Source organism: Promineifilum sp. (SeqCode) (genome assembly GCF_041918635.1).
Taxonomy (GTDB): Bacteria; Chloroflexota; Anaerolineae; order Promineifilales; family Promineifilaceae; genus Promineifilum.
The window spans coordinates 1-4,064 of the sequence record NZ_JAYRVJ010000502.1; the positions used below are offsets into that span (position 1 = coordinate 1).

Below are 4,064 nucleotides of genomic sequence, written 5' to 3' on the forward strand. Positions count from 1 at the left end.
GCCCTCGCGGTGCAGCCGCTCGCCATAGCTGAGCGTGTCGTCGCCGCCGATGGGGATGAGCCGGTCGATCTTCAGGTGCTCCAGGTTCTTCAGGACGTGGGGCGTGAAGTCGCGGGTGGACTTGTCGGCCGCTTCCGCCTCGGGGTGGTTGGGGTCCTTCAGAAAGTCCGGCACGTCCTTGGGCTTCATCTTGCCGGGGTTGGTGCGGCTGGTGTGGAGCATCGTGCCGCCGGTGCGGTCGATGGTGCGGACGGCGGCCTCGGTCAGCGGCAGGGTGTACTGCTCGATGGTGTCCGGGTCGTCGAGGTTGATCTGGAGCAAGCCGCCCCAGCCGCGCCGGATGCCGATGACTTCGTGGCCGGCGTCGACGGCGCGGTTGACCACGGCTTTGATACAGGGGTTCAGGCCCGGCACGTCGCCGCCGCCTGTCAGGATACCGATTTTCATTGAAAGTCTCCTTGGTTTAGGGGCCAGGGGCCAGGGGCCAGGGGCCAGGGAAGAACGCTGCTTCCCTGGCTCCTGGCCCTCAGGCCCTAAAGCCCGGAATCTCGTGTGTTAGGGACTAGGGGTTAGGGGCTAGGGGTTAGGGAAGAACGTTCTTCCCTAGCCCCTAGCCCCTAGAACCTAGAACCTATCCCTCCTGGCCCTCACCATGCAAACTGGGGCCGGAGGCGGCCAGGATGCGGGCGATGGGGCGCAGGTCCATCCACCACTGTTTGCGCGGCCGGCTGTGCTCATAGTCCATCAGCCGCGGCACTTCGTCGAGGCCCAGGAAGCGCAGCCCGCCCTCGATCTGGCCGATGACCGCGCCGCCCTTCTCGCCCGATTCGGCCTGCTGCTCCAGATAGTTGATGCAGCGCACGGCCAGCCGGGTGGCGAAGATGCGGTCGAACGGGGACGGGGAGCCGCCCTGTTGCAGGTGGCCCAGGATGGCCTGGCGCACGTCGAACAGGTCGCCGCCCTCTTCCTCGAACAGGGTGCGCATGAAGCTGGTGGTGTAGACCTCGTTGGCCTTCTCGTTGCGGATGACCAGCCCCAGGCGCTTGCCGTGCTGGAAGGCGTGCTTGAAGTCCTCCACGTCCTTGACCAGGTCGCGCATGGCGACGCCCTCTTCGTGCAGATAGACGCGCTCCGCGCCCGTCGCCAGCGCGCCCATGAGGGCCAGGTAGCCGCAGTAGTAGCCCATGACCTCGACGATGAAGGCCCGCTGCGAGGCGACGGCCGACTCCTTGATCTTGTCCACGGCCGAGACGATGCTGTTCAGCGCCGTGTCCGCGCCCACGCTCAGCTCCGTGCCGGGCAGGTTGTTGTTGATGGTGGCCGGCAGGCAGATCATGGGGATGTCGAAGGCGGGGTAGTTGTTGCGCTGGGTGTGCAGCTCCAGGATGCCCTGGTAGCCCGTCCAGCCGCCGATCATCAGGATGGCGTCGATGCGCCGCTCTTCCAGGTGGCGGGCGACGGCGTAGAGATCGCGCCCCTTGGGCACGGTGCGGTTGGTTCCCAGCATGGAGCCGCCGCGCGGGGCCCAGCCGTTGACGCTCATCCAGTCCATCGGCTCCATCTCGTTGTGGATGAGGCCGCGGAAGGCGTTGCGGACGCCCAGCACCTCGTGGCCGCGGTCGAGGGCGATGCGGACGGCGGCGCGGACGGCGGTGTTCATGCCCGGCGCGGGGCCGCCGCCGTGCATGATGGCGATGCGCAGCCGGCGCTGGTCGGGCGCGGGGGTGTGGGGGGTGGCCCGCACCATGGTGCGCACAATCTGGAAGGCGTTGGCGAAGGAGGGGCCGCGCAGTTCCAGCGCCTCCTCGTAGTTCTTGGCGGCGATGGCGTCGGCCACGGCGCGGGTCTTGGCCACGGCCACGTCGAGCCGCGTCCGGGTGAGCTTGTTGCCCTGCATGCCGACGATGAGCGGCTCGCCGGTGGGATCCATGGTGCTGATGGCCTCGATGGCCTCCGCGCCCAGCAGCGTGCTCAGGTTGCGGTCGAAGGCGCTGGGCGCGCCGCCGCGCTGGACGTGGCCGAGGACGGTGATGCGGGTGTCCTCGCCCAGCCGGTCTTCGAGCACCTTCTTGACGCGCTCGCTGGTGATGTCTTTGCCGTGGCGGTCGCGCGCGCCCTCGGCGACGATGACCATGATGTCGCGGCGGCCGGCTTCACGGCCGTGGCTCAGCGATTCGCACATCTTGGCTTCCCAGTCGTCCACGTCGGGCGGCGCTTCGGGGATGAGCACCCAGTCCGCGCCGGAGGCCATGGCGGCCATGAGGCCCAGGTAGCCGCAGTGGCGGCCCATGACCTCGACGACGAAGGTGCGCTGGTGGCTGGCGGCGGTGCTGGAGATGGCGTCGGTGGCCTCGATGATGCGGTGGAGGGCGGTGTCGGCCCCGGTGGTGATGTCGGAGCCGAACATGTCGTTGTCGATGGAGCCGATGATGCCGACGATGGCCAGCGATTGGTGGCGTTTGGCGACCTGCTGGCTGACCTGGCCGGTATCGACCAGCTCGCTCACCAGGCCGGCCCACTCGTTGTGGAGCAGGTTGGCCCCGGTCAGGCTGCCGTCGCCGCCGATGACGACCAGGCCCTCGATCTCGTGCAGCAGCAGGTTGCGGACGGCGCGCAGGCGGCCGGCGCGCTCGCGGAACTCCTTGGAGCGGGCGGAGCCGATGATGGTTCCGCCCAGGTGGAGCATGCCGCCCACGTCGGACCACTGCATGCGGCGGAAGCGCTCGCCGCCTTCCAGCATGCCGGCGTAGCCCTCGTAGATGGCGTAGACCTCGAGGCCGCGTTCCAGGCCGGTGCGGACGACGGCGCGCAGGGCGGCGTTCATGCCCTGGGCGTCCCCTCCGCTGGTGAAAACACCGATTCTCTTCATAGCAAGCACCGTTGCTCAGAGAATTAGGAATTACGAATTAGGAAGTATCCGGGCGATGCGGGGTTCTCGGTTCCTAATTCTTAATTCCTAATTCCTAATTCGTAATTGAATTTGGCTCGCTGGTGGCGGGCGGTAGCTCGCCGTGGGCGGTGGCGTGGGAAACCTTGATAATACTACTAAATTCGGTGTGGTGAGCAAGCTTTTTAGGGGATAGGGGGTAGGGGCTAGGGGATGAGGGCGAGACAATGCGGCATCTACACGATTCTGCCAGACGAATCCGCCCGGCCGCATTGCCCCGCCCCTACGTCGTATCTGGGCCTAGTTGTCATAACGTGTCATGAGGGAAGGAGCGGCGGGGGGCCAGTAGTCATCCGGGGGCGAGTGGGCTAGAATTCGTGTGTCCACGTCGTAGGGGAGGGTTTGAAACACACCCCTACCGTGATGTGTTATGCGTCCTCGTAGCTCAAAGGATAGAGCAATCGCCTCCTAAGCGATAGATCACGGTTCGAGTCCGTGCGGGGACAAAGAGAGGTTCCAGGTTCTAGGTTCCAGGTTCCAGGGAAGAGCGCTCTTCCCTGGAACCTGGCCCCTGCTCTTGCAGGCGATGGTGCAAGGCGGTTAGCATCTTGCTTACTTCCTGTGCGAGATGCCAGAGCGGGGTGAGGACTTCCTTGTCGGCCAGCTTGAGACGCCCCGCTAGAATGAGATAGGTTTCTACCTCCGCCAGAGACCCCATCGCGATACTGACAAAGTGGTTGTAGTCTTTGCGCGTCGCCCGGGAGTGGCCTTCAGCCAGATTGGCGGCCACCGAGACCGCCGCCCGCCGGAGCTGCGAGGTCAGACCATACTGTTCCCGCGATGGAAATGATTCACTGAGTCGATAGACTTCCTCCGCCAACGTCATCGCCTTCTGCCATACGACGAGATCACGGTAAGATGAGACTTGGGTCATGGTGCGTTCCAGGGAAGAAAGGTTCCAGGTTCCAGGGGCCAGGTTCCAGGGAAGAGCGCTCTTCCCTGGAACCTGGAACCTAGAACCTGGAACCTTTCATAACGTGCTTTCCGGATCAATATCAATCACCCACGGCTGCGGAATGTGCAAATCGTCCAGCAGGCGGTGGGGGTCGGGGGAGTAGATGATGAGGTGCCAGCGGTAGCGGCCGTCCAGCCGGGTGAAGTAGGCCGGCATGGGGCC

The 4,064-nt window shown here is 65.3% G+C and carries 3 protein-coding genes and 1 tRNA gene; 1 reads left to right on the top strand and 3 read right to left on the bottom strand.

All coding sequences use genetic code 11. The features are described 5' to 3' along the window. Together ACE3UY_RS15265 and ACE3UY_RS15270 are read right to left on the bottom strand one after the other, a co-directional pair. Positions 1–447, bottom strand: a 447-nt coding sequence (locus ACE3UY_RS15265; RefSeq protein WP_374688359.1) for a 6-phosphofructokinase, incomplete at its 3' end; no start/stop codon positions are given. A gap of 184 nt (positions 448–631) precedes the next feature. Next, the gene (locus ACE3UY_RS15270; RefSeq protein ID WP_374688360.1) at positions 632–2,869 is read right to left on the bottom strand and encodes a 6-phosphofructokinase; all 2,238 of its coding nucleotides are present in this window, start codon (positions 2,867–2,869) and stop codon (positions 632–634) included. Between the two features lie 452 nt (positions 2,870–3,321). Here ACE3UY_RS15270 and ACE3UY_RS15275 point away from each other — a divergent pair. Then, positions 3,322–3,393: transfer RNA gene (locus ACE3UY_RS15275), tRNA-Arg, on the top strand. Between the two features lie 17 nt (positions 3,394–3,410). Here ACE3UY_RS15275 and ACE3UY_RS15280 read toward each other — a convergent pair. Beyond that, the gene (locus tag ACE3UY_RS15280) at positions 3,411–3,821 is read right to left on the bottom strand and encodes a four helix bundle protein (RefSeq protein ID WP_374688361.1); all 411 of its coding nucleotides are present in this window, start codon (positions 3,819–3,821) and stop codon (positions 3,411–3,413) included. Between the last annotated feature and the right edge of the window lie 243 nt (positions 3,822–4,064).